Annotated in this window: 22 protein-coding genes; 8 read left to right on the forward strand and 14 right to left on the reverse strand. The window is 40.5% G+C overall.

The window, feature by feature from the left end; all coding sequences use genetic code 11:
* Positions 1–215: 215 nt before the first annotated feature.
* A complete protein-coding gene (locus AN393_RS12725; RefSeq protein WP_235575986.1) occupies positions 216–1,535 on the reverse strand; it encodes an alpha-amylase family glycosyl hydrolase in 1,320 nt (439 codons plus the stop codon).
* 221 nt (positions 1,536–1,756) lie between these two features.
* Here AN393_RS12725 and AN393_RS12730 point away from each other — a divergent pair, with 221 nt between their 5' ends.
* Positions 1,757–2,632: a LysR family transcriptional regulator gene (locus tag AN393_RS12730; RefSeq protein WP_055016074.1), complete on the forward strand. Its 876-nt coding sequence runs from the start codon at positions 1,757–1,759 to the stop codon at positions 2,630–2,632.
* Between the two features lie 270 nt (positions 2,633–2,902).
* A complete protein-coding gene (locus AN393_RS12735) occupies positions 2,903–3,583 on the forward strand; it encodes an SDR family oxidoreductase (protein ID WP_055018261.1) in 681 nt (226 codons plus the stop codon).
* A 131-nt stretch (positions 3,584–3,714) separates the two neighbouring features.
* On the opposite strand, the gene AN393_RS12740 is transcribed toward AN393_RS12735, so the two are convergent.
* The 4 genes from AN393_RS12740 to AN393_RS12755 all read right to left on the reverse strand — a co-directional run bounded on the left by AN393_RS12740 (position 3,715) and on the right by AN393_RS12755 (position 5,892).
* Positions 3,715–3,978 (reverse strand): Txe/YoeB family addiction module toxin, encoded by a 264-nt coding sequence (locus tag AN393_RS12740; protein WP_004587014.1) that lies wholly within the window; start codon positions 3,976–3,978, stop codon positions 3,715–3,717.
* Positions 3,971–4,225 carry a type II toxin-antitoxin system Phd/YefM family antitoxin gene (locus AN393_RS12745; RefSeq protein WP_055016076.1) on the reverse strand — a complete coding sequence of 85 codons (255 nt, stop codon included), beginning with the start codon at positions 4,223–4,225 and terminating at the stop codon, positions 3,971–3,973. The genes AN393_RS12740 and AN393_RS12745 overlap by 8 nt, the downstream gene beginning before the upstream one ends.
* A 320-nt stretch (positions 4,226–4,545) precedes the next feature.
* Complete coding sequence (locus tag AN393_RS12750) at positions 4,546–4,884, reverse strand: hypothetical protein (RefSeq protein ID WP_055018262.1); 339 nt, start codon at positions 4,882–4,884, stop codon at positions 4,546–4,548.
* A 489-nt stretch (positions 4,885–5,373) separates the two neighbouring features.
* On the reverse strand, positions 5,374–5,892 hold the full coding sequence (locus tag AN393_RS12755) for a hypothetical protein (RefSeq protein ID WP_055018263.1): 519 nt from the start codon (positions 5,890–5,892) through the stop codon (positions 5,374–5,376).
* A 673-nt stretch (positions 5,893–6,565) separates the two neighbouring features.
* Between AN393_RS12755 and AN393_RS12760 the strand changes: the two genes are divergently transcribed.
* Positions 6,566–7,879 carry a M20/M25/M40 family metallo-hydrolase gene (locus AN393_RS12760; protein ID WP_055018298.1) on the forward strand — a complete coding sequence of 438 codons (1,314 nt, stop codon included), beginning with the start codon at positions 6,566–6,568 and terminating at the stop codon, positions 7,877–7,879.
* A 15-nt stretch (positions 7,880–7,894) separates the two neighbouring features.
* Here the strand turns inward: AN393_RS12760 and AN393_RS12765 are convergent, their stop codons facing one another.
* Positions 7,895–8,794 (reverse strand): LysR family transcriptional regulator ArgP, encoded by a 900-nt coding sequence (locus AN393_RS12765; protein ID WP_055016122.1) that lies wholly within the window; start codon positions 8,792–8,794, stop codon positions 7,895–7,897.
* 105 nt (positions 8,795–8,899) lie between these two features.
* On the opposite strand from AN393_RS12765, the gene AN393_RS12770 reads away from it, so the two are divergent.
* A complete protein-coding gene (locus AN393_RS12770; RefSeq protein ID WP_055016079.1) occupies positions 8,900–9,502 on the forward strand; it encodes a LysE/ArgO family amino acid transporter in 603 nt (200 codons plus the stop codon).
* 60 nt (positions 9,503–9,562) lie between these two features.
* Here AN393_RS12770 and AN393_RS12775 read toward each other — a convergent pair whose 3' ends face one another.
* The 3 genes from AN393_RS12775 to AN393_RS12785 all read right to left on the reverse strand — a co-directional run bounded on the left by AN393_RS12775 (position 9,563) and on the right by AN393_RS12785 (position 12,211).
* Positions 9,563–10,360 (reverse strand): response regulator, encoded by a 798-nt coding sequence (locus AN393_RS12775; RefSeq protein WP_055016080.1) that lies wholly within the window; start codon positions 10,358–10,360, stop codon positions 9,563–9,565.
* 121 nt (positions 10,361–10,481) lie between these two features.
* Positions 10,482–11,198, reverse strand: a complete 717-nt coding sequence (locus tag AN393_RS12780; protein ID WP_055016081.1) for a Sir2 family NAD-dependent protein deacetylase — start codon at positions 11,196–11,198, stop codon at positions 10,482–10,484.
* Complete coding sequence (locus AN393_RS12785) at positions 11,195–12,211, reverse strand: kelch repeat-containing protein (RefSeq protein WP_055016082.1); 1,017 nt, start codon at positions 12,209–12,211, stop codon at positions 11,195–11,197. Before AN393_RS12785 ends, AN393_RS12780 begins: the two co-directional genes overlap by 4 nt.
* 362 nt (positions 12,212–12,573) lie before the next feature.
* Here AN393_RS12785 and AN393_RS12790 point away from each other — a divergent pair, with 362 nt between their 5' ends.
* Genes AN393_RS12790 through AN393_RS12800 form a run of 3 tightly spaced genes read left to right on the forward strand, consistent with a single transcriptional unit; the run spans position 12,574 to position 17,213 of the window.
* Positions 12,574–14,634, forward strand: a complete 2,061-nt coding sequence (locus AN393_RS12790) for a TonB-dependent siderophore receptor (protein ID WP_055016083.1) — start codon at positions 12,574–12,576, stop codon at positions 14,632–14,634.
* Between the two features lie 8 nt (positions 14,635–14,642).
* Complete coding sequence (locus AN393_RS12795; RefSeq protein ID WP_055018264.1) at positions 14,643–15,176, forward strand: YfiR family protein; 534 nt, start codon at positions 14,643–14,645, stop codon at positions 15,174–15,176.
* A gap of 3 nt (positions 15,177–15,179) precedes the next feature.
* Positions 15,180–17,213: an EAL domain-containing protein gene (locus AN393_RS12800; RefSeq protein ID WP_055018265.1), complete on the forward strand. Its 2,034-nt coding sequence runs from the start codon at positions 15,180–15,182 to the stop codon at positions 17,211–17,213.
* Here AN393_RS12800 and AN393_RS12805 read toward each other — a convergent pair whose 3' ends face one another.
* From AN393_RS12805 to yegQ, 5 genes are all read right to left on the reverse strand, one after another.
* Complete coding sequence (locus AN393_RS12805) at positions 17,214–17,849, reverse strand: isoprenylcysteine carboxylmethyltransferase family protein (protein ID WP_055018266.1); 636 nt, start codon at positions 17,847–17,849, stop codon at positions 17,214–17,216. It lies immediately after the preceding gene.
* 98 nt (positions 17,850–17,947) lie between these two features.
* Entirely contained in the window at positions 17,948–20,875 is a 2,928-nt protein-coding gene (locus AN393_RS12810) for a TonB-dependent receptor (protein WP_055018267.1), read from the reverse strand.
* 323 nt (positions 20,876–21,198) lie between these two features.
* Positions 21,199–22,524 (reverse strand): PAS domain-containing methyl-accepting chemotaxis protein, encoded by a 1,326-nt coding sequence (locus AN393_RS12815; RefSeq protein WP_055016088.1) that lies wholly within the window; start codon positions 22,522–22,524, stop codon positions 21,199–21,201.
* Positions 22,525–22,656: 132 nt separating this feature from the next.
* Entirely contained in the window at positions 22,657–22,911 is a 255-nt protein-coding gene (locus AN393_RS12820) for a YfhL family 4Fe-4S dicluster ferredoxin (protein ID WP_055016089.1), read from the reverse strand.
* A gap of 9 nt (positions 22,912–22,920) precedes the next feature.
* The gene (yegQ, locus tag AN393_RS12825) at positions 22,921–24,312 is read right to left on the reverse strand and encodes a tRNA 5-hydroxyuridine modification protein YegQ (RefSeq protein ID WP_055018268.1); all 1,392 of its coding nucleotides are present in this window, start codon (positions 24,310–24,312) and stop codon (positions 22,921–22,923) included.
* Positions 24,313–24,529: 217 nt separating this feature from the next.
* On the opposite strand from yegQ, the gene ndk reads away from it, so the two are divergent.
* Positions 24,530–24,961 carry a nucleoside-diphosphate kinase gene (ndk, locus tag AN393_RS12830; RefSeq protein ID WP_004586996.1) on the forward strand — a complete coding sequence of 144 codons (432 nt, stop codon included), beginning with the start codon at positions 24,530–24,532 and terminating at the stop codon, positions 24,959–24,961.
* Positions 24,962–25,076 lie beyond the last annotated feature (115 nt).

The raw sequence follows: 25,076 nt of genomic DNA on the forward strand, positions 1-25,076 counted from the left end.
ATAAATGTACCTAGCGCTAACACTAATAAAATAGCCGCTTTGTTTAACTGATTAGATGCCGACGCAACATCTGCACTCATAGAAGATCCCTCAACTTTGATTTTAAAATAGCGAATAGCCAAACTCTAACCATGCGCAATTGCGGTCGTAGTATGGCTATTTAAAGTGGAAAAACGTGTGGCGTCAGTTATAAAAAAATTTTTAAAACTGCACGCTTATTTTACAAATACCTTATAGCCATACGCAGGTACAGATAGCTGAGTGTATGCATTTATAACTGTGGCCTTATTTGAAAAATATTCGGTGTATTCACCTAATTGAATTGTTTCATTAAAAGAGACACTTTGCGCTTTATCTGAAAAATTAATGACTACAAATACTTTGTCTTCAGCTTTTTGGCGAGCAAAAGAAAAAATAGCCTTACTGTTGTTATTAGGCACAGGAATCATTTTACCACCCCAATTACCGTTCCAAAGCGCCTGATTTTTATGCTTTAGTTTAAATAATTGTTTGTATAAATCACCCACCGGGTGCGCCTTCCAAGTGATCTCATCTTTTTCAAAAAATGCCAGTGGCCTGTCCAACCCAGCTTCTTGGCCACTGTAAATAAGTGGCATTCCCTCTGCTGTTACTGTTAATACAATACCCGCATTTAAGTATTTGCCATGGCGCGCAAACATAGACTCCTCCCACGAATTTTTATCGTGGTTATCAACAAAATTCATTTTAATTGCATTATCAGGCCAAGCACTTAACGCATGCGCAAAGTGAGAATATACTGTTGATGCATCGCCATGACCTTTATTTACATCTACTAATGTATCGTGAAGCTCCCATGCATAGGTCATATCAAACGCTTTTTTATGTAAGTCTCTTGCATCCCATTCTGCAAGCATAAAAACAGGTTTTATTTTATCGAGCTCAAAGCGAACAGTGTCCCAAAAGTTGGTAGGAATAAACCCAGCCACATCTGCACGATAACCATCAATGTTTGCTTCTTTAACCCAATAAATTAATGAGTCAGTCATGTATTTACGCAGCTGTGGGTTTTCGTAATCAAAATCAATAATATCGGTCCAATCCCACCATGGGGTAGGCTGAAAACTCCCGTTGTGATCTTTTGTGTACCACTCAGGGTTATTTATTGTGAGGGGGTTATCCCACGCAGAATGATTAGCCACCCAATCAAGTATGACGTACATGCCAAGTTCATGTGCTTGCTCAACTAGCGACTTAAACTCATCCATAGTGCCAAACTCTGGGTTAACGGCTTGGTAATCCTTTACAGCGTAGTAACTGCCTCGTTCACCTTTGCGATTTTTTTCACCTATGGGTTGAATTGGCATTAACCACAGTATATCTACGCCTAAGTCTTTTAATCGAGGTAAGTGCGAGGCAAACGCGTTAAAAGTACCTTCGGGCGTATACTGACGAATGTTAACCTCATAAATAGTGGCATTTTTACTCCACTGAGGATGAGTTAACTCTACATACGGTTGGGGTTCATAAGCATGCAATTTATCTTGTGGTTGCACGGTATTGCATCCGTTTAAAAATAACAACGAAACAAAAAAAGTAAAAGCATACGCTTTATTTAATATTATATTTTTAAGTACCATTAATGATCTCTGTTGAGTAAAAGTGGCACTATTGTCGAGTATTTAAAAACGAGAACAACCGCCTAAAAACAAAATCACTGTTTACATATAAAAACAATAACTGATAATGTTTTTATATAAACCACATAAGCACTATTATGAAATTAGATGATGTACGCCTATTTGCTGAAGTAGTTAAGCAAGGTAGTTACTCAAAAGCAGCGCTTAGTTTAGGCGTTTCGAAGGGGTATTTATCAAAACAAATAAAGCAACTAGAAGCCCAGCTAGAAAAACAACTATTAGTGAGGAATACGCGCACTATGCGACTAACATCTGCTGGAGAAGTTCTTTTTGAACAATCGAGTAAATTAACCCGATTTTGGTCCGATACTCAAACGTTGTTAAATAACAACGAAGACTCAATAGCAGGTGAAGTAAAATGTACAGCACCTGTGGGGCTTGCTCAATATAGCTTATGGCCTATTTTATCTGACGTTATGAATAAGCATAACGGCCTTTCTATCTGTCTTGACACCGGAAACCCTACTCACAACCTAATTGCTGATGATTACGATTTTGCAGTCAGAATATGTAACGCCCCACCTGAAGATATGATTGCCAAAAAAATAGGCCAAGTAAAATACGTATGCTGTGCTTCACCGGAGTTTATTGCACTAAATAACTCCCCGGTCACACCTGATCAGTTAACAGACTTTCCATGCTTAGTACTCTCGCATTGGAGAGAATGGACATTTTATAAAGAGCAATTAGCTATAAATATTCAGTTACAAGGTAAATTAATGTCATCAGACAACGAAGTGTTAAAAAAAGCGTGCCTAGCACATAAAGGTATAGCGCGTTTACCTCGTTATATGGTGCAAAAAGAGCTAGAAAAAGGGACTCTAGTCAGTTTGTTTAATAGCTACCAAATAGAGACAAAAGATGTATATATTTTATACCCTCAAATAAGCAGCCGCCCCAAACGTATAAAGTGTGTTATTGACGCTATTATTGAAGCAACCGAGTTAATTTAACCTACTATGTATATAAGTCGCTAGGTGATCTTTTATATACCACACTAGGTAAAAAACGATTAAAAATCAGCCAATCAAAAAGTGTCATCATTTTTAAATTAAGCAACTTTATGTCTAAAGCCCCCTAATAGTGAGCGCTGAAAATTCAACCTAAAAAGATAAACAGCCTCTTCATTCAACCCCTGTTAACCCAGTACTGTTACAGTGAACAGCACGTATTAGATAAAGCGTTCTTATCATTTTGAATATGTAAACATAGGAGAAATAATCATGGCGAAAGAAAAAGTAGTCCTCATTACAGGTGCCTCAAGTGGCATTGGTGAAGCAACGGCCAAAACATTGGTTAATAACGGTCACAAAGTCATTCTTACCGCCAGAAGTGAAGATAAATTAGCTAAACTAGTTGAGTCATTAGGTGAAGATAACGCACTGAGTGTACCTGCAGATGCCACCGACTTTACCGAGCTTGAAAATGTAGTAACAAAAGGGCTCGAAAAATTTGGCCGACTAGATGCCGCATTTGCCAATGCAGGTATGGGCGTTTCAACCGCAGGCACCGAAAAAGGCGACCCCGATGAATGGTCAACCATGATAGACATAAACATTAAAGCCCTACTTTGGACCGCAAAAGCAACCTTGCCCCATTTACGCCAAAACAAAGGTCATTTTATATTAACCAGCTCAGCTGCTGGCCGTAAGCCAATTAAAGGCTCTATTTATGGTGCAACTAAATGGTTTGCTTACGGGTTTGGCCAAAACTTAGCTGAGGAAATGAGCGAGTGGAATGGCCGCTGCACAACCATAGCCCCTGGCATGGTAAACACCCCATTTTTTGATGAAGCTAAGCCCGACAAACTCGACCCGCAAGATGTAGCCGATGCGGTATTGTTTGCAATAGAGGCAAACCAGCGCAACAGCGTACGCGAGATATATTTAATGCCAACTAATTAAAACGTTAATTGGTTGAGTTCGGGCTGTCAGGTTTAATGCTAATGCGTTAAACCTGACGATTGTTTTTGATAAATACTGGCTGGATAGAATGAAGAATTTAAGATGGGTGTCTTGTTTATTTGCGTGTTTATTTAGTAATGGTAACGGCACGAGATAACTGTAATTGCTGTATCATCCACGGCATATACCAAACGATTTGTATCATCTATTCTGCGAGACCAAAAGCCTGAAAGATTTTCTTTAAGAGGTTCCGGTTTTCCAATCCCATCAAATGGAGAACGCTTAACATCGACAATTAGCTTATTTATACGTTTCAAAGTTTTCTTATCTTGAGTCTGCCAGTAGACGTAACTATTCCAAGCTTCATCAGTCCATGATAATAACCTGTTACTCATCAATAAGTTCTCGTGGAGTCGTTTTGCCCGCTTTATACTGCGCAATTGAACGGTTTAAATGTTCAGCGTTCGCTGGAGAGCGAAGTAAATGAACAGTTTCCATAAGGCTGTTGTAGTAATCTAATGACATTACAACCGCATCTTCAGTGTCACGACGAGTTATTACTGTCGTATCTGCATCATTAATTACATTATCCAAAACGGTTTTTAGACTATTTCGGGCTTCGGTAAAAGAGACTATTCTCATTTCGCACCTCACTTGTACATTATATAGGACAAGTTTAGCTGGAAAATTATTACATGTACAGGATGCTGTGCATTACTTTGTCGTGGTAGCAAATTTCTAAATAAAGCGCACAGACATACGGGCTAAAAAAAAGGCACTCTATATTAACTAGCCCAGCTGCTGGATAGAATGAAAATTTAAGATGGCTGTCTAGTTTATTAGTATATTATCTAAGTGAGGCGTACAGACATACGATCTAAAATTCGAGCCGGCTGCAATGTGCACGTGCTATTATCCTTGTGCGCAGCTTAATATGAACTAGCTCAAAATTAATATGATTGTTAGCAGTTTATAACAACAACGTCTGCATCTTTAAAAATCTCTCTTGCATACTCAAAAATGGGCTTCGCTAAACGATCGCTTGGTGCCCAAATATCAACAGCATTATCACTCGCATTGAAAAAACTAACATAATTACCAGCTAACTGGATTTTAGTAACCGAAGACTTAGGAATAGTTTTCCCGTACTTTTTATTAAATCTAGCAACGGGGAGGTGAGAAATGAACACTTGCTCTCCCATGTCTACCAACACTTTTTCGGGATTATAATGTCTAGACCCATAACTAAAATACAAAGATGTTACGCAAACAAAAAAGCAAATTAATAAAAACCATTCCATACACTACTCCTTGAACTGTTAACGCCAACATAACCATTAGCCATGTGCTAGCACTCTTTAGGCTGTCCTGCCACTAAGTGGCGATGATTGGATACTTGATTAGGTATCGAAATACACTTAGGCCAAAAGGTGCAAACCTGCGGCGCTGCTGACTCCGTAAGCCCATAAAGTTTCAAACGACGAGCTTAAAAAAATACGAGTACGAGCAGTTATTGTTTTTACCATAGACACCTCCTTTTTACTGTTGTCGTTTGCCAAAGGAACTAAACGAATGGTTAAGTAACGAAGTAAAATTAATAAAAGGGCTACAGAGCCAACAATCGCTAGAGGAATTGAACCTCCACCTAATACCCCTATTGGCCTAAATGTACTTTGCTAAATGTTACCTCCTAGATAGCTTTTTGCTAAGCGGCAAAAAAATTGGCTAAAATTTGCGAGAAACGTGCAAAGCCAACTGTTTTTTGTCTTTTTGAATGACTCGTTAAGCGGTTACTTCCCCGGCTCTATCGGCACTGTTTTTATATACTTGCTTAGTGGAAGTCTTGCCCAGTCATAATTATGTTCGATATACCCCATAATAAATAATGAGGAAATAAATAAACCTGTAGCTAAAACCCTAAAAAAGAATAACCTAAATTTTTCTGCCCAGTCATGTTTAGCTTCTAATTTTAATTCCTGCTCTTTTAAAGCTACCTTTCGAGATTCATCAGAATTTAAATCCTCAAATTTATCGATATATCGAATTAATTTAATGAGGGAGTTTTCAATGTCATCTTTGTGTTTCCACAATTCAGATTGGCCTGAATCATATTTCCCTAAATCGATAATTTGCTCTTTAAGCTTGATTAGTGCCTTTTTATCTAAGGAAGAAAGATCTTTTTCAAAGTCCTCTCTTCTTTCAACTCTTGAGCGGTTATCAGGTACAGGGGTATTGGCAGACGTATATTCGGGTATTTGCATTCCTTGCAATGGGTTTGTAATTCCATCTAAATTGAACCTTCCTGTCATTATCCTACTCCTGAATTTGAATAACCGCTTAACGATTTAGTCTACGACATTTGCCGTTTATAAACTGCCAAATGTCCCTATATTACAGTGATTTTATCCTAGCTATAAAATAAACATCTGTAAACAGATAGTTAGCTTCGCCTTACCTTTCCTAAATACAGTAAAAACCCAAATTGGTAGAGAGCAGTAATATCAAACATATAGCTGTGTAGTTGTACTAGTTGATTATTAATTAACAGGTTTTATTTTAAACACCTGTGTTTAAATCAATAACGCATATACCCATTAACCCGTAAACTTGTAACCCGTTATTGCTTATAAAATTAGTTAAGAATCACAAGCTACTTCTATTGAATCCTCAGTATTTTTACTTCATATTGGGGCGTGTTGACCTTTGCAGATTGAAATTTGTTCAATCTAGGGGTGATTAAATCGCGGCGCGAGGTTTGTAACCTAGTGGGCTAAGTAAAAACCGAGCAACAAAGAGTTTATCGCCCCTAGAAAGAACCCGAAGGGCAGCGCATGTTTGGCATTTATGCTACGTTATCGCCTATTTATGGGGAGTAACCACACTACACAGGCTCAGCCTTGCCTAAAAACCAAACACACTGCTGCAAATCCAACCATCAAAGATAAACACGCCCTAACTCTTTTCTTCAATTATGAGGCTGTTATGTCACTTTTAAAATTTAGCCATGCACTTATCCTTACACTTGCTAGTACCCTACCGCTTACAAGCCATGCAGCGCTTAATAAAAATGAGCGTGAAATAGTAAAACAGGTCGATAAAAACATTCCCCAAGCACTTAAAGAAATAGAGCAAGCCGTAAATATTAATAGCGGTTCGCTTAATATTGAAGGTGTAAAAAAAGTAGGCGCGCTTACAAGCGAGCAACTAAAGGCCATTGGTTTTGAGGTTGAATGGTTAGATGGCAGCGCGTTTAACCGTGCAGGGCATGTATTAGCAACCCATGAGAGTAAAAACCCCGATGCAATAAAAATACTGATGATCGGCCATCTTGATACGGTGTTTGCCAAACACGATAACTTTACGACCTATAAACAAATTGATGAACACACCGCAAGCGGCCCAGGTGTTGCCGATATGAAAGGCGGTAATACGATAATAATTACCGCGCTTAAAAGCTTACAAGCCCTTAATTTACTTGAAAACGTGAGCATAAAAGTACTGCTTACCGGCGATGAAGAAAGCAGCGGTCGTCCACTTAGTTTATCTAAAAAGGCGATTGTTGATGCAGCAATTTGGGCAGATGTAGCACTTGGTTTTGAGAACGGCGATAACAATATTAAAACCGCGATGGCGGCGCGCCGTGGCTATACCGGCTGGACATTAAATGTAACGGCCAATGCTGCACATTCGTCGCAAATATTTAGTAAAAGTGTAGGCTATGGCGCTATTTACGAGGCGTCGCGTATTTTAAATGACTTTAGAGAGCAACTAGCTACACAACCTAATTTAACCTTTAACCCGGGGCTTATTGTAGGCGGTACAAATGCCGATTACAACAGTGCTAACTCGTCAGCCATAGCGTTTGGTAAAAGTAATGTAATTGCACAAACCGTGCATGTGGCGGGTGATTTACGTGCGCTTTCGCCAAAGCAGGTAGAGGGCGCTAAAAAAGTGATGCAGCAAATAGTGGCTAAAAGCTTAAATGGCAGCCAAGCCGAGCTTATTTTTGAAGACGGCTACCCACCAATGGGGCTTACCGAGGGTAATAAAAAGCTGCTTGCACTGTATAGCCAAGCAAGCCAAGACTTAGGTTATAACAAAGTGGTGGCTGCAAACCCTCGTAATGCCGGCGCTGCTGATATTTCGTTTGCTGCAAACCATGTTGATATGGCGCTGGATGGCCTTGGCCTAATGGGCAGTGGCGCACACACTAAAAACGAAACCGCTGATTTAACCTCTCTAAATAAAAACACTGCTAAAACAGCGTTACTTATATACAGATTAGGGCAGTTATAAACGCAGACTTAGCCTTTATGGGTTAATAGGCTCTAACCGTTTGCCTGCTACTTGCAGCGCAAATTTACGCAACGTTTTAAGCTGCGGGCTTTCGGTTTGCCAATAGTGCCAATACAACGGTGTATCAATATAATATTCCGGGAATAAATCAACTAACTCCCCTTTTACCAGCGAGTCTCCTAGCTGTAAGGTCGGTAATAGCCCATAACCTAGCCCTGCTATCATGGCTTGTTTAAATCCCTCTGACGAAGGGTAAATATGGGTAAACAGTGGGGCTGAGCCATTAATATCTGCTAAAAACTGGTGTTGTAACTTGTCATACTCACTAAATACCAAGCATGGTAAATGTGCTAATTGCGAAAGCTCACTAAGCTTATGTTGTTTTATAAAATCAGGGCTTGCAATGGCTTTATAGCGTATGGCGCCAAGCGGGCTTACAAGCCCGCCATTTACTGGCTCGGGGGATGAGCTAATACACACCATTACTTCGCCGTCTTTCATTCTTTTATGGGCAATGGATTGATCTTCACTAATGACTTCAAAGCGTAATTTGCACGCAAGCTCTGTATCAAGCACAGCGAGTGCTTCGGGCAGCCAGGTTGCAAGCGAATCCGCATTAGCGGCAAGCTTTACGCTAAGCGGGGTGTTTAAATCTGTGTGCTCGTTGAGCGCCTCTACATTAAGGGCCACTTCTAACTGCAATACTTGCTGTAAATGGTTAAGTAAACGCTTGCCAAGTGCCGTGGGCGATGGCGGCTGGGTTCTTATTAATACGGGCTCGCCTAGTTTGGCCTCAAGCTGATGAATACGCCTGCTCACCGCCGATTGGGTAATAAATAATTTTTTTGAGGCCTTTTCAAATCCGCCTTCACTTATCACGGCGCTAAGCGCATTGAGCAACTGATAATCAATCATGAGTTTTACGCATATAACAATAAATATATTCATTGGATTTGTAACAGAATAGCCCCTACCCTGCAAGGCATTGAATAGCTGGTTTTATTTGGGTGGATTTAAAGTATGTCGTTTTTGTCGGGTGTTATGCTTGGGCTGAGTTTAATTATTGCCATTGGGGCGCAAAATATTTGGATTTTAAGCCAGTGTATGGCGGGCGCTAACCGCTTTGTTTTAGCTGCAGTTTGCATACTTTGCGACGCCACTTTAATTATAGTAGGTGTATTTGCCGCTAATGAATTAAAGCTATGGCTGCCGGGGTTATTACCGTGGTTAACGTGGGGTGGTATAGCCATGTTACTTTACTTAGCATTTGGCGCTGCGCGCAGTGCAATTAAAGGCACATCGGGGTTAAAAGTAACTCAGGTAATAAAAGTGAGCTGGTGGAAGACTGCCCTTGCGGCCCTTGCTATAAGCTTACTTAATCCACATGTTTATTTAGATACCGTGTTACTACTTGGCAGTATTGGCGCACTTCAGCCTGCGCCTTTGCATTTTGCTATTGGCGCTTGCGTGGCCTCTGTTATTTGGTTTAGTAGCTTGGTGTTGTTTGCACCAAAATTAAAAAAGGTTTTAAGCTCCCCGTTTAGATGGCGCATATTTGATAGCTGTATTGCGGTTATTTTATGTTTTGTGGCCTTTCAGTTGTATAGCGTGCCTAGCCAATAAGCCAAAACAGCGGTAGTTATGTATTTAACCAACGCTGTTGTTAGCTGTTTTTTAAAAAGACTAAGACATTATTTTATACAGTAATTCTCGCACTGTGGCGGGCTCAAACGGCTTATCACAAATGGCATCAACTCCCGCTTGCGCAATATTAGCTAGGTGGGTGTCGTTTGCCTCTGAGCTCACCATTAAAATAGGAATATGCGAGTAAGCATTTGAGCCGCGTACTGTTTCGGTTAGCTCACGGCCGTCCATTTCTGGCATGTTGTAGTCGGTAACAATTAAATCAAACGACTGCTCGCTAAGGTGCTCGATTGCTTCTTTACCGTTTTCGGCTTCTACTGGCTCAGGAATACCCATGCCAGCGAGTACGCGTATAATGTGTTTACGTGCAAAGCGGCTGTCGTCTACTACAAGTACACGAAGTAGCGTTACATCAAAAAGTTCAAGCTCTACTTCTTCTTCGCTTATTATATCGAGGGTTGCTTTAAGTGCGCGAGTAATGGCTTTTGCGCTAAAAGGCTTAGGTAAAATAGCCAACACGCCCGATTGGCGTAATTGCTCAAGGTATTTTTTATTACGCTCGCTCGATATAAGCATAAAAGGTTGATGCTCTGTGGCAGGATTAAGTCTTATTTTTTGCAACAATGAGTCGGCTGTACCGTCAGATAAGTACATTGAACTAATCACTAAATCTGGGTGGTAGCTTTCAAGCATAGATAGAACTTGTTCTTGAGTAGCCGCTGTTTCAACTTGCTTAACCCCACTTTCTACAAGCGATTTTATTATTATTTTTTGCTGAACCTCTGAAGGTTCTACAAGTAAAATGGACAAATTTGCTATTGCAGTTAAGTCGCTCATTCAAGTCTCTTTGGTATTGTTATAATCAGGATAATAATAACATTATTGACTCGTTAATATTATATAAAGAGATTGTAATATTTGAGAAAACATTAGCAATCCCCTTAAAATATAGCACTTATTAATTAGATTGAATGTAATCTAATGCATTCATTTTTTTATACGTGACGTTAGCGTGCAAAATATGTGCAGGCTCAGGGTCAACTACCTCAACGGGTATATCGTAATTTCGTGCTATTTCAATTGCCATTTGCGTGATATTGACACTAAATGAAGTGCCCATAAATACAATTTTATCGGCATTGAGCATACGCTGCTGTGCTTCGGTTATTCTGTAAAGCTCGGTGTAGTATTCATCAAATAACAAAACAAAGGGCTTAAATGAATGATTTAGCTCAGGCGTTTGGTTTTGAATATTAAATAGCTCAAAAAGAGAGTCATGCAGGCGGCTTTCGTCTACGCTATCCCACGGGGTCATAAGCGGTTTAACTGCTTCGCCTTGCTCATGAAATAATGTCATTTGATCGAGCCTGCCGTGTATAGCAATGTAATTTTTGTTACCTGCTTTGCCATCAAGGCCATCTATATTTTGGGTAATTAAATTTTTATCGCTAAGCCAATGGTGAACGTCATTAGGGCCATGATTCCGATAGGCTGCAAAACGGTTGTAATACCAAGCTAAAAACTCGCGTGGATTATTTTGATACATAGCTCGCGTGGCCATTTCCATGGGGGTGTAATTTTTACTGCCTATAGTCCAAAAGCCATCTTCCCCTCTAAATGTAGGTATGCCGCTGGCTGCGCTTACCCCTGCGCCGGTAATATAAAGCGTATTCACTGTGTTACCTCGTACCCTAATACATCACTTATTACTTGCTGTTGGTTGTTCATTCCGCCAATACGGTATAAAAACCCATTGTGCTCAAGTAAGCCACGGTGATCCATACTGCCAACAGCTACATTAGGTAATACTTGCCACGAGTTTTGCTTTATATTAAAACGCCACACATGGCTGCTCGCCGGAGCGGGCTTTTTATTGTAACCAATACCGTTGTAGTTATACGGGTTATTAGAGCCACCCAGCATGTAAATATTGCCATTGTAGCTAGTCGCAGCCATACGGTAATGCGACTCACCTGTAGGGTGCGGCAAAGTACGCCAATCTATTTTTAGCGGATTGCTTGCGTTAATAGTGCCTTTTAAACACTGCGCAACGCCTGCAAACGAGCGACGTGAATCTGGGTTGGCCTGGGTTTTAACCCCATCGCAAATAACTATAGTATTACCGCTAATGGCTGCTGCTTGGCCAAAAACAGCTTCTCCTAAAAACGGCGATGCCTGTTGCCATGTGTCAGTTTGGGTATCGTATACTTGTACTAAATTTACATTGCCATCGTTATGCCAACCGCTAATAAGGTATATGTAACGCTCTTTGTAACTTAGCGCTACGCTGTCATCAACTGGTACTGGCATACTTGCAAGGTGTTTATATGTATTGCTTTTTATATCAAAGCGGTAAACATCGGGGCTGGAAATTTCAGTATGATCGCTATCTACCGTATAACCACCAAATATATAAGCGTATTCACCTAAGCCCACAGCAGTACTGGCTAAACGCCCTTTTAAGGGTAAGCTTGAAGGTACACTCGCTTGCTGCTGCCATTCGTTCTCACCTAATTTAAGTGAAAACACCTTATTGTGCACATCAGTGTGTTGTTTGTTTTTACCAAGGCCCATAAAGCTTAAAAAATAGCGTTGGTTTTCAATAGTAACCTTAGCAACAGCATTGTTTGCAACGGGTTCGGGTAGAGCAGGAAGGCTTGTTAACGCAATAGAAAAAAGAAGGCTCATAAACAATTAATATAAAAGTGACTAATATACTAAGGGTAAATTATTTTGCCCCTATGAACCAGACAACAGAAAGTAATTTGCCTTTTTAAAACATGAGCTCAAATGCGCTGCGTTTTACTTATTATTTAAAACAGCCGCCAATTTACACTTCCTTTAATTTAATTTTTAAGCATTGTGTTTAAAACTGCAAAACTTTAATAATTTTGAGCTAATTTTAAACATACGTGCTACCAAGCAATTTATACTTGTTAGTCCAATTAAGTGTACTTTTAGCCATATAAAGTATGCTAATATTTTGTGGTAACAAATGCTTTACAAAAATATATCCTGTTTTTGATTTTTGATCCTGTGGAGAAACCTAGGTGAAAATACCTAAAAAGTTAGTGTGCTCACTTATTATTGCCTCACCAATACTTGCTGCCGAACCATTAAACGACGATGACTTAGACCTTGATGCGTTAATGGGAATGGATGTGCAGGCCACCTCTGCAATGAAACGAGCACAATCGGCCTTTAATACAGCCTCGTCTATTTACGTACTAAGCAAAGAGCAAATTGAAAGTTCGGGAGCCACCTCTATTCCTGAGGCGTTAAAAATGGTGCCAGGACTTGCCGTAAGACAGCTTGATAACAATCAATGGGCTATTTCTGCCCGCGGGGTTGCTTCTCGTTATTCAAGCAAATTACTGGTAATGATAGATGGGCAAAGCTTATATACGCCGAAATTTGCCGCTGTTTACTGGGAGTCATTACATGTGCCCTTATACGACATTGAGCGCATTGAAGTTATTCGAGGTCAGGGTGGGTTGTTATGGGGTAATAATGCAAATAACGGCGTTATTAATATCATTACTAAAAACAGCATAGATACTCGCAACACATACGCTAAAGCAATTACAGGTAATCAAATTAATGCAGATATAAGCCTTCGCCATGGCGGCGATATTTCAGATATTGGTAGTTACAGGGGCTATTACAATACTAAAAATACTGCACCTTCTAAAAAAGGCAGTCGCATTAAACCGAATGACTTTACTAAGCAACATTCCGGTGGCTTTAGAGCCGATTTTACGCCAAGCGATGAGTGGTCAATACTCTTCCAGGGGGATCATACTCACACGCAGCACGGTCAAAACCTTACTGGCGTTTTAGATTCGTCGAATCGTAGCCAGCAGTTTCCAACAACCGCTGACAGGCGCGACACGCGCTTAATGACCCGTGTTGAGCATCGCCTTTCTGAGAATGCAAATCAAATGTTGCAAATGTCGTGGCTTAAACAGCAAGGCGATCAGCCCTATATAAATGAAGATTTTGAATCGATTGATATTGATTATCAAATGAACTTTATTGCCGGCGCATTACAGGTAGATTGGGGCCTAAATTATCGCTTTAATAATATTTCTTTCCAAGATAGTATTTTTATTAATAGCGATAAAGACTTAGATAATCTTTATCAATACGGTGCCATGCTACAAGCACAATACAGTGTTATACCTGATACGTTAAACCTCATTGTAGGTACAAAAATAGAGCATAACGATTTAACCGGCTGGGAAAACCAACCTTTAGTTCGTTTTACCTATCAACCAAATCACGATCACTTAGCTTGGGGCTCAATTTCTCGAAGTGTGCGTATTCCTACCCTGATTGAATATAATGATAACTTTAGAGTCAATGGCCAAAAAATTTCAGACGTCATTGGGATGCAATCGGGCGTACCCGAAATAGATGAATACCATATAGCCACATTTTTAAATGGGAACGATAAAGTAAAAGCTGAAAACTATACCTCCTACGAGCTAGGTTACCGTGTATCTAAGGCTGACTGGTCTTTAGATGTTTCTGCGTTTAATACGCAAGCAGATGATGTTGCCGTAATTGGCTTAAACCCTCACGTAGAACAATTTATACCTGCATTAAATTTTTACCTTTCAGGACAAATACCTCAAGCGTTTGCGGCACTGCAAAAAACAAGCTTAGATTACGACTTTGTCTCGCTCGGTGAAACCACCACCACCGGCGGTGATTTGTTATTTTCGATGCAACTAATAGACGACTTAAGCAGCGAAATTGGCTACAGCTACACTAAAATAGATTATGATTTACCTAATGCAACGCGCCCCACTATTGGCTACGACTCGATAAACAGGCAGTTATTTACAAAACTCAACTATCATCTGAATGAACAGCATACTGTTTTTGCTACATTAAGAGCCGAAAACTCAAGCACCTATAATACAGATAACTACACGGCGGTAGACCTTACATGGAACTGGAAAATAAACAACAACTGGGCCACAGCCGTATCAGGCAAAAACTTATTTGCAGGCGCCCATATTGAATACGGCAATACTCGCGAAACATTTACGGTTCCTAATTACATAGACGAGTGTGTCACGTTTTCTGTTAGCGCAACATTTTAAGAGAGCCAATGCTTAAGCTTTTAAATCGACTGCTTTACCTATTTTTATGCCTTGGGCTTTGTACAAGCCCAAGCGCCTTTGCTGTGCAAAAAGAATATGTACTTAAAGCAGGCTTTTTATATAACTTTGCCCGATTAGGGCAATGGCAATCAGCTAAAGAAAACACGCCCGATTTTTTAATCTGTAGCCCCGATAGCCAATTTATAGCCATAGCCAATGCCGCTTTAGAAAATCGCAAAGTGCATAATCGCTACCTACGTAATAAATACACCCCCCTTAAGACAACCGTACTTGAGGACTGTGATATAGTCTTTATTACCGATAATACCTACAAATTATGGTTAGAGGCTCACTCTGCCCTTGAGTTAAAAAATACAATGGTAGTTGGCGAAACCGATGGCTTTATAGCCGCAAATGGACATATTCGATTTTTTCTTTCAAGTAGTAAGGTACGCTTTGAAGTTGCCCCAAACAAGCTCAAAAAAGCAGGCATTACTATGAGCTCAAAAGTGCTTCGCCTAGCACGTGTAGTTGAGGGGTAAATAATGAAAAACTATTTCTCGCTTAACTCAATGAGTAAAAAGCTGCTGTTTATTTTAATGAGTGTTGCGCTTATCTCTACGGCGACCGTAACTGCTGTTTTTAGCGCGTATGAGCTCAAAACAGCTAAAGAAGAACAAACGCAAAGCCTAAAATCGCTATCTCAAATATTGGCCCCTAATATAAGTACGGCCTTAATTTTTTACGATATTGCTGCCATTAAAGAGCTCATTGAGCCGCTATTAATGCGCTCCGACATTGTTTCTGTAGAAGTGCTAGACAATTTTAGCCAACAACTCGCAAGCGTTGCATCACCTAAATACAATAAAGAAAACTCAGCTGCGCACACTACAGAAGTAAAAACACCACTAAAAATTGACGCACAGCGCTACGGTACGCTAATTGTGCGCGCCGACGACAGTGACCTCAACGACAGAGCCGCTTTTTATGGCCGGTTTATTATTGTATTAATGATTTTTAGCTTTATTTTAAGTTTGCTTGTATCGCTAATGCTTAGAAAGCGTTTTTTAAACCCCATTTTATATTTAGCACAAACTGCGGAGCAGATAACCTCATCTAACGACTATAGTTTACGAGCTAAAGAGCTTTCAAAGGACGAAGTGGGTAAGCTAACCAGCTGTTTTAATACCATGCTACAAACCATAGAGCAGCGGGATAACCTACTTGAAAACCAAGTAAAACGAAGAACAAAAGAGCTCGAAAATGCCAATGTTCAGCTGCATCAATATGCCTATCAAGATGGCTTAACCGACCTACCTAACCGCCGTTATTTTTATGAGCACCTGCAACAGCTTGTAAGTCCCCCTGAGCAACCATTTTCTTTGGTGTTTATTGATTTAGATGGCTTTAAAGAGGTAAACGATAGCTTAGGCCATGACTTTGGTGATTTATTACTCCATGAGGTGGCTAAGCGACTTCGCCGCTGCTTAAAACAGCAAGATATAGTGGCGCGCTTAGGCGGTGATGAATTTACCCTAATACTTAAAGGGGTAAACGATACAACAACGGTCTCCCATATAGCTCACGATGTAATGAAAAGCCTTACCCGAACCATAACTATTAAAAACGAACATGTTCAGGTAACTGCAAGTATGGGCGTGGCATTTTTTCCACAGGACGGCGACTCGGTAGAAACGTTGATCAAACGAGCTGACCAAGCAATGTATTTATCAAAAAGTAAGGGGCGTAATAGGTTCGAGTTCTTTTCCTATGAAATGGAAGAGCTCGCTATTGAAAAACGTCGTCTTATAGAAGAGATACGCATCGGCTTGCATAAAAACCAGTTTGAACTTTACTACCAACCAATATGGGACCCACATTCACATACGCTAAAAAAAGCGGAAGCGCTGATCCGTTGGAATCATCCAAAAAAAGGCATTATTGGCCCTGCCGAATTTATTGATGTAGCAGAACAAAATGGCTTAATAAAAGAGCTAGGGGAATGGGTTAAATCGCAAGCTGTTCGCGATGCTGTAGAGTTTAATAAACTAAGTTATACACCGGTGCAAATTAGTGTAAACACCTCACCTTTAGAGATTGACCGCGACGGTGTGTGGGTTACACAGTGGGTAGAGGCATGCAAACTTTATAAATTGCCCCCTCACACGATTCTAATTGAAATAACTGAAAACAGCTTAATGGACCCAGATAACGCAATCCAACACCATTTAAAGCGGCTTAACGCGCTTGATATAGACATTGCCATTGATGACTTTGGGGTTGGCTACTCATCGCTTGCGTACCTGCAACAATTAGACATTGATATACTTAAAATAGATCAATCGTTTGTACAAAATATTGAAGCCAATAGTAGCAGTATAGCGCTAATTAAAGCCATAATTACAATGGCGCATAACTTAGGGGTAGAAGTGGTCGCCGAAGGGGTAGAAACCCCCACTCAACAAGCGCAATTAATTGCATTGGGCTGTGACTATATTCAGGGCTATTTATATTCAAAGCCACTTTCAAAGCAAAACTTTATAAATAGCCATCTGCAAATAAAAGCCACCACCGAATAATTACAGCCAGCGCGGTACGGTTTGCTTGTAGTTTAGGTAGTCACTATTAAAGCGTGTTGCTAAATGCGCTTCTTCAACCACTATTTGTTTATAAAGTGCAATTAAGCCAACGGCCAAGCAGATTAAACTAAATACACTCGGTAAGGCTAAAAAGAATCCCAGCTGAGCAGTTGCCACTCCTACATACATGGGATTGCGCGAAAAACTATATAAGCCTGTGGTTTTAAGCGTTTGCGGTCCATTTGGATCTATACCCGAGCGCCAAAGTGACGCCATATGAAAATGCACCACCATGCTAAGTGCAAAGCCCGCCGTGAGCAAAATATTACCAAACATAACACCTGGCCACCCATTTAAGGAATTAAACATACCTAGGTAGTTGTCGGTGGCAGGTACAAACACACGCAGCACACACACTAACCATATAGCAGCCCGAAAAAACTTAAACGCCATATGATTCCACCAGCTAGTACAAAACTTAGCGCCAGGAAAAATAACACCCGCAGGCGTAGAACGGTTTTTATAAATAATTCTAACGGTGTAAAACCCCGCCACAAACGTGTAAAAAAGCGCTAAATACACACGCGTAAATTCGATTAGCGAAGCAGAATCATCTATAAACGGTTGGTAGCTCATTAATTTATTTTCTTCATCCTTTTATAATAATTTCATCATAATAGCCATGCTATTTATTAACAAGGTTAGTGTGCTAAAAACGTATAGTGGGTTTTTACCTAAAAACTATAATTTATACCCGCGTAGTAGCGCCTACCTGAGTAACTTGAACTTAATAAACGCGCATCAGTATCGTTACCTAAACGCGTAACAGTTTCCGATTTAGTTAAATTAATAACAGAGGCTGTTAAACTTAAGCTATCAGATATATTAATGGCGGCATTTACATCAACTTGCTCGTAAGGGTCTTGGTATACATTTAAACCGCTATTTAAGCCAAGTACAGTTTCGCCGCGTTTATTGTACGACGCGCGAAGAGTAAAGTACTCGCCTTCGTAATAAGCGGAGGTGTTGTATTGGTATTTAGCGCTTCCAATTAATGGCGATTGGCCAAATTCTTCACCATTTACACTTACATCGGCTTTATTGGTTTTGTTATAGGTGTAATTAGCATAAAAGCCAAAACCGCCTGCAAATGCATGTTGAATAAATACTTCAGCCCCTTTTGATACCGCATCGGTGCCATTGCCCACTGTGCTGTATGGCGCAACGGTAATTACCCCGCTTTCTACTATATTTTCTTTGCCTGCAAACTCTTGCTGCATATCTATTACCAGCGGCACAACAAAGTTATCAACCTTTTTATGAAATAGCGCTAGCCCCAATGCGGAGCCCTCGGCGTAATAATATTCAATAGATAAATCGGCCTGCACTGATTCAAAAGGTTTTAAATTTTTATTACCGCCTCTGCCACTAAAGCCTGCAAGCTCGTTAAATGCCGCTCTGTCATCTGCCCATTCATTTGATACAAACGTAATACGCTGCTGCGAGCCTAAATCGCTGTAATCTGGTCGCGCCATCACTTTAGCAATAGCGCCTCTAATCACTAAATCGTCGGTGGCATCCCACGCTATGTTAAAGCTTGGTAGAATTTGAGTGTCGGTGTTTTTTTGTGTAACCAACTGATAGTCATCTACAAAGCGCGCATCGCCAGTTACCGGCTCGCCTGTTTCATCATTGGTGTGATCACGTTGATAAGTATATAAATCGGTAGAAGAGGTTAATGTTTTAGTGTGTACTACGCGCACACCTAAATTACCTCTAATGTCACTCAATTCAAAATCGCCTTGAATGTAAAACGCGGATATTTTTTCTTCAATATCGTATACAAAATTATCTTCTATGCGGATATAAGGTGTGTAGTTGTTTGTTACTAAATTTCGGTATTTATCCCAATCTATGCTGGGCATTTGGTTTATGTTAAACCCGCCCACTATATTGGTTTGATTAATAAACACCTCCTCGGCCAGTGGCATACCGCCATTCCATTGATAGCTATCAAATTGCGTTATGCCTTGCTCACTCGCTTCACCTGCAGCAATATCAAAGTTAGAGTCTAAAAAAAACGTATTGCCGGTCTCGCGGTGTAAGTTGGCATGGCGATATTTAGCGCCGGTTCTAATGGTTTTTAAAAACCCCCAATCAACATAAAAGTCGATGTCGGCCTGGTAATAATCTTCCTCGAGTTCACTGCGAACAAAGCTTGAATTTGACGAGCCAGCATCACGGCCGCCGCCCAAACCACTTTGCAAGTTAGCGAATGTATTTGAGTCAATATTAAGTGATACATTATCTTGCGCTATTGACCAGCCAGCTGTTTGAGCTGCATTTTCTATAACGGCTTGGTTTTCACCAGCGTTTGAGCTTTTATATGCGGCTTCCCAGCTTTCTTCAGGCCCACCCTCAGATTGCGTGTTACCAATAACAAAACGTGCTTTAAAGGTATCGCCTTCGTAGGTTAAATTAAAATCAAACGTATCGGAGGTAGACTCTTCGCGTACATAACTGCCACGCATCCACGGAAACTGCATATCGTTTTCAACACCGCTAACACTGGCATTATATTGCATACCCGTTGCAATAGTGCCTGTTTGATCAAGTGTAACGGCGGTTAAAAAATCAGGATTGAGTGACCATTCTGGTATATCAATGACTGATTCAGTTCTGTCTTGCCCAAGCGTAAACCCAAAGTAGTTAAAGCCAAGCTCTAAGTTGTTAGTTGGTCGCCACTGCGTACTAAATTGAATACCTTCACGCTCACGTTTTTCATTAAGCACTGAACCACGTACTACCTGCGGAAACCACACGCCATCGTAACTCTTACCACTGGCATCATTAATAGTATCCCAGCCATTATTGTTATCAACTGCATTTCCATTAATATCAGCAGGTTGGCCGCCACCAGTGTAACGCCATACATTGGCATCGGTGCTGCCTGTTAATGTGCAATTAGTACGCTCTTGATAGGTATAACCCATTAATACGCCAAAGGTGTCGTCGTCATTTTTCCATGAATATAAGCCAGTAAATTGCGGCTCGTATTCTTTTGTTACATCAGCGTAAGTGGATTCAACATTAAATACACCTGAGTTTGCCTCCATGCTTAAAGGCTTGCGGCTATGCATCAATACTGTGCCACCCACTCCGCCTTCATCTAAACGTGCTTCTGGCGATTTATACACTTCTACGCTTTCTATCATGGCAGAGGGCAGTAAAGTGTAATCGAACGAACGAGAAGGCTCTCCGGGTGATGACGCTATAAAATTGCCATTAAGCTGAGTAAATGTAAGCTCAGATGATAAGCCACGAATACTAACCGATGCCCCTTCTCCGCCGTCGCGTTCAATAACAACACCAGGCACTCGCTGCAACGAATCCGCTACGTTTTTGTCAGGAAATTTCCCGATATCTTCGGCTGTAATTGCATCCACCACAGAGCCAGACATCCGCTTAACATCTAAATTCTCAGCCATACTTGTGCGTATTCCTCGCACTTCAATTACTTCCATGTTTTTTTTAAGCGGAGTTTTAGCGTTTTGTGAGGTAACACCATCGGCTAAACTAAGCGAACTTGAGCTAATAAGGGATACACAAAACAAAGATTTATATATTTTAGAAAAGGGGTAATGACGTGGGCAATTAATCATTTTTATAACTATTCCATTTATGTTGCTTTTAGCTAAGCAAATAAGTGATTCCGTCAACGTATTGAGGTACGCAATAGTAAATTTTCGCAAAGTTTACATGGCGAAACTTAATCTATTGTTAACGTATGGCTTAATTTCCCCTTATCATGATTTAAAAACTGACTTACACCTCACTACCTAGGGCATATTTGGTTTATATGGCTAGTTTTAAACGCTGTTTTAAGTGTAAAAAAACGCCTAGGGTATTGTTTAAAATACGCCATAAAGCAAAAAACCGCGAACGCGGTTTTAGTATATGCTTGTTTTTATCGCGCTATAGCCAATCAACTATTAGAGTTTAATTGGCTTGTGAATTGCCCCACCGCATTCACTACCTTTTGTGCTCCATCTTGAATTTCAGCCATAACATCACCTGACTCTTTAGAAAGCGCTAAACCTTGCTCGGCTTTTTCTTTACCTTGCTCAATAACGGCCACTGTACTTTGAGTTTGTGATTGATTACGCTGCACAACTTCCACAATTTCTTCTGTTGCCTTTGATGTTCTTGACGCCAAATGCCTTACTTCATCAGCTACTACAGCAAAGCCGCGCCCTTGCTCTCCTGCACGCGCAGCCTCTATTGCAGCATTAAGGGCAAGCAAATTGGTTTGCTCAGCAATACTACTAATACTTTGCACTATGCTGGCTATTTGTTGTGACTGCTGATCAAGTGCCGATATTTCATTAGCGGCTTGCTCCATATTAACGGCTAACTCATTCATAACAGAAACTGTTTCTTGTAGCACGCTACTACCACGCTCTGCGGTTTTATCTGTTTCTGTAGAGGTGCCGTAGGCAATTTCGGCAGCTTGCGATATAGCAATTTCGCGGTTTACTTGCTCAGTAATTACGGTGGCAAACTTCATTACTTTATAAAGTTGATCCGCATCATTTGATATTGGATTGTAAGTCGCTTCTAACCAAATCACGTTGCCATACTTATCTATCCGCTTAAACCTATCTGCAATAAATTGGCCTTGCCTTAATTTACTCCAAAATTCTTGGTATTCAGCCGAATTAGCTTCTTCGGTTTCACAAAACACTCGGTGATGTTGACCTATTATTTCTGATTCACTGTACCCCATGGCCGACAAAAACTGATCGTTTGCCGTTAACACGTGGCCCGCTAAATCAAACTCAATCACGGCCATAGAGCGATAAATCGCTTTTATTGTGTCGCTTTGCTCGCGAGAAGTCGCAATCGTTTTGGTAAGCACAGTGCCAAACACAGAAAAATACAATAACTGGTTTTGCTCGCCCACCACTGGGTGCACTATTAACCTTAGCCATTCTGCATTGCCATCTTGGCGTATAAACTCTATGGCACCACTCCAGTGGCCTTCTTTTTGGAATGCTTTTTCAAGTTCTTCGTATTCTGGTGATAACCGCGACTGCTCAGCAATAAATTCGCCTAACTGATTATTTGTTAAATTATCTTCGTTATAGCCAAGTGCGTTTAAAAAGTTATCGTTAGCATGCGAAATTCGTCCATCATAAAGTACATTAAGTACCAGCATTTCTTTGTAAAGCCCTTCCCATACCTGCTCCAAGGGATACAGCTGGGCTTTTAAAGCGGCTATTTCGTTTTGCTTACCTTTTGAAAAAAACATTAATTTCCCTACCAAAAAACACTAAATCAAGTTACTTTCAGTATAGAAGGTATTAATGATAACGCGATAATTAATAAGTAGTTTAAGCTAAATTTTTACTCTATTTTTAAGCATAAGCTTGTTTTTATGTGTTCAGCTATCACTTTCAACAAGGTTTACATACTTTTGTGCGAGCTGCTCAAGTGACTCCTTATTTAAAGGATCGCTTTTAATACACTTAATAGGGCACACTATGACACAAGTGGGTTTATCGTAATGCCCCACACATTCTGTGCATTTACTTGGGTCTATTTGATAGATTTCTTCCCCCATAAAAATGGCGCTGTTGGGGCACTCATCTACACATACATCACAGTTAATGCATTTATCACTAATAAGTAGTGCCATGCCTATCCCTTACACACCTGCTATTTTTTTATAAGGGTTACGCGTATCTTGCTGCTCATCTAAATTACGCATCAAAATGGCATGCTCTACATTAATGCTCTCATCTAATGGTATTTTTACACTATGCCCAGACCCTTTTGCATCACTAATCCTTTCGCCCTGTTTGTTTTGCATGCTATCAAGTACAAAAGTGATGTTACCTTGCGGGGTCATTAGCTCTAAAGAATCCCCTACACAAAATTTGTTTTTAACGTCTATGTTTACTAACCCCTTTTCATCGCGTCCTAACACCTCTCCTACAAATTGCTGCTTAGTCGATACCGAATGACCATATTCGTAATTTTGGTAATCTTGATGAGCATGGCGTTTTAAAAAGCCTTCGGTGTAGCCTCTATGCGCTAAGTTTTCTAGTGTATTAAATAAGTTAGGATCAAACGCCTTACCTGCAACCGCATCATCAATTGCTTTACGGTAAACTTGCGCAGTGCGGGCAACGTAATAAAACGACTTAGTTCGCCCTTCTATTTTTAAACTATGTACGCCCATTTCTGTCAGCTTTTCAACATACTGTACGGCGCGTAAGTCTTTTGAATTCATAATGTAGGTGCCATGTTCATCTTCAAAGGCTGGCATATACTCCCCTGGGCGTCCTTGCTCTTCAAGCATGTAAATATTATTGGTTGGCGCACCTTCACCAAGCGTTGGTATAACTTGGTTAGGGTCAACTTTGTGCACCATATCGCCCGTTTCGTTTTCAGTGCCTGGTTTTACCTCATAATCCCAGCGGCAGGCATTAGTGCAAGTTCCCTGATTTGGGTCGCGCTTATTAATATACCCCGAGAGCAAACAACGCCCAGAATACGCCATACATAATGCACCATGCACAAACACCTCAAGTTCAGTATTTGGGCATAGTGTGCGAATTTCTTTTATTTCTTCAAGCGAAAGCTCGCGCGATAAAATCACCCGCTCAATACCTTGTTTTGCCCAAAATTGCACGCTTGCATAATTAACGGCATTTGCTTGCACCGATAAATGAATAGGCATAGTGGGCCATTTTTCACGTACCAACATAATTAAGCCAGGGTCTGACATAATCAGCGCATCGGGCCCCATAGCAATCACCGGCTCTATATCACGTAAATACGATTTAACTTTGCTGTTATGCGGCGCAATATTAGAGACCACATAAAACTTTTTATTTCGCGCATGAGCTTCATTAATGCCTATTTGTAGCGTCTTTAAATCAAACTCGTTATTACGTACCCGCAAGCTGTAGCGAGGCTGGCCGGCATAAACGGCATCAGCTCCATATGCAAAGGCGTAGCGCATGTTTTTTAAACTCCCCGCAGGGCATAACAGTTCAGGTATAAAAGAAGTGACAGAAGAAACAGCTGGCATATGCGCTCCATACAGCTAACCGAGTACTCATCGGCTATGTGATTAATTAATTTACAAGCGCGGCATTATAAATGCGCCAAACAATGTGCTTTTGATCAAGATCATAAAACTGCAACCAAACTGGTTTTTAATAAAATTAGGTTTTTTCAATTAAAACGCGTATAATTCGCGCCCGTAAATATTCACACTTTTATTTAAAAATTATTGGAGCATAAAGATGGCTTTAGAGCGTACTTTCTCAATCGTAAAACCTGATGCAGTAGCAAAAAACCACATCGGCGCAATCTACAACCGTTTCGAAACTGCGGGTCTTAAAATCGTTGCAGCTAAAATGGTTCACCTTTCAAAAGAGAAAGCTGAAGGTTTCTACGCAGAGCACAGCGAGCGTCCTTTCTTCGGTGCTTTAGTATCTTTCATGACATCTGGCCCAGTAATGGTTACTGTTCTTGAAGGCGAAAACGCTGTTCTTAAAAACCGCGAAATCATGGGTGCGACTAACCCAGCTGAAGCACTAGCAGGTACTTTACGTGCAGACTACGCTGATAGCATCGACGAAAACGCTGTTCACGGTTCTGATGCTGTTGAATCTGCTGCTCGCGAAATCGCGTACTTCTTCGCTGACGAAGAGCTTTGCCCACGTACTCGTTAATTCGAGTTTTACAGCTAACGCTGTAATGCAAAGTAAGAAAAGGGCTTTCGAGCCCTTTTTTAGTCATTACGTAAAGTATCCTTAAGTACATTTTTGATATTTTACTTAATGATTA

It is taken from the genome of Pseudoalteromonas sp. P1-25, assembly GCF_001401805.1.
Classification (GTDB): domain Bacteria; phylum Pseudomonadota; class Gammaproteobacteria; order Enterobacterales; family Alteromonadaceae; genus Pseudoalteromonas.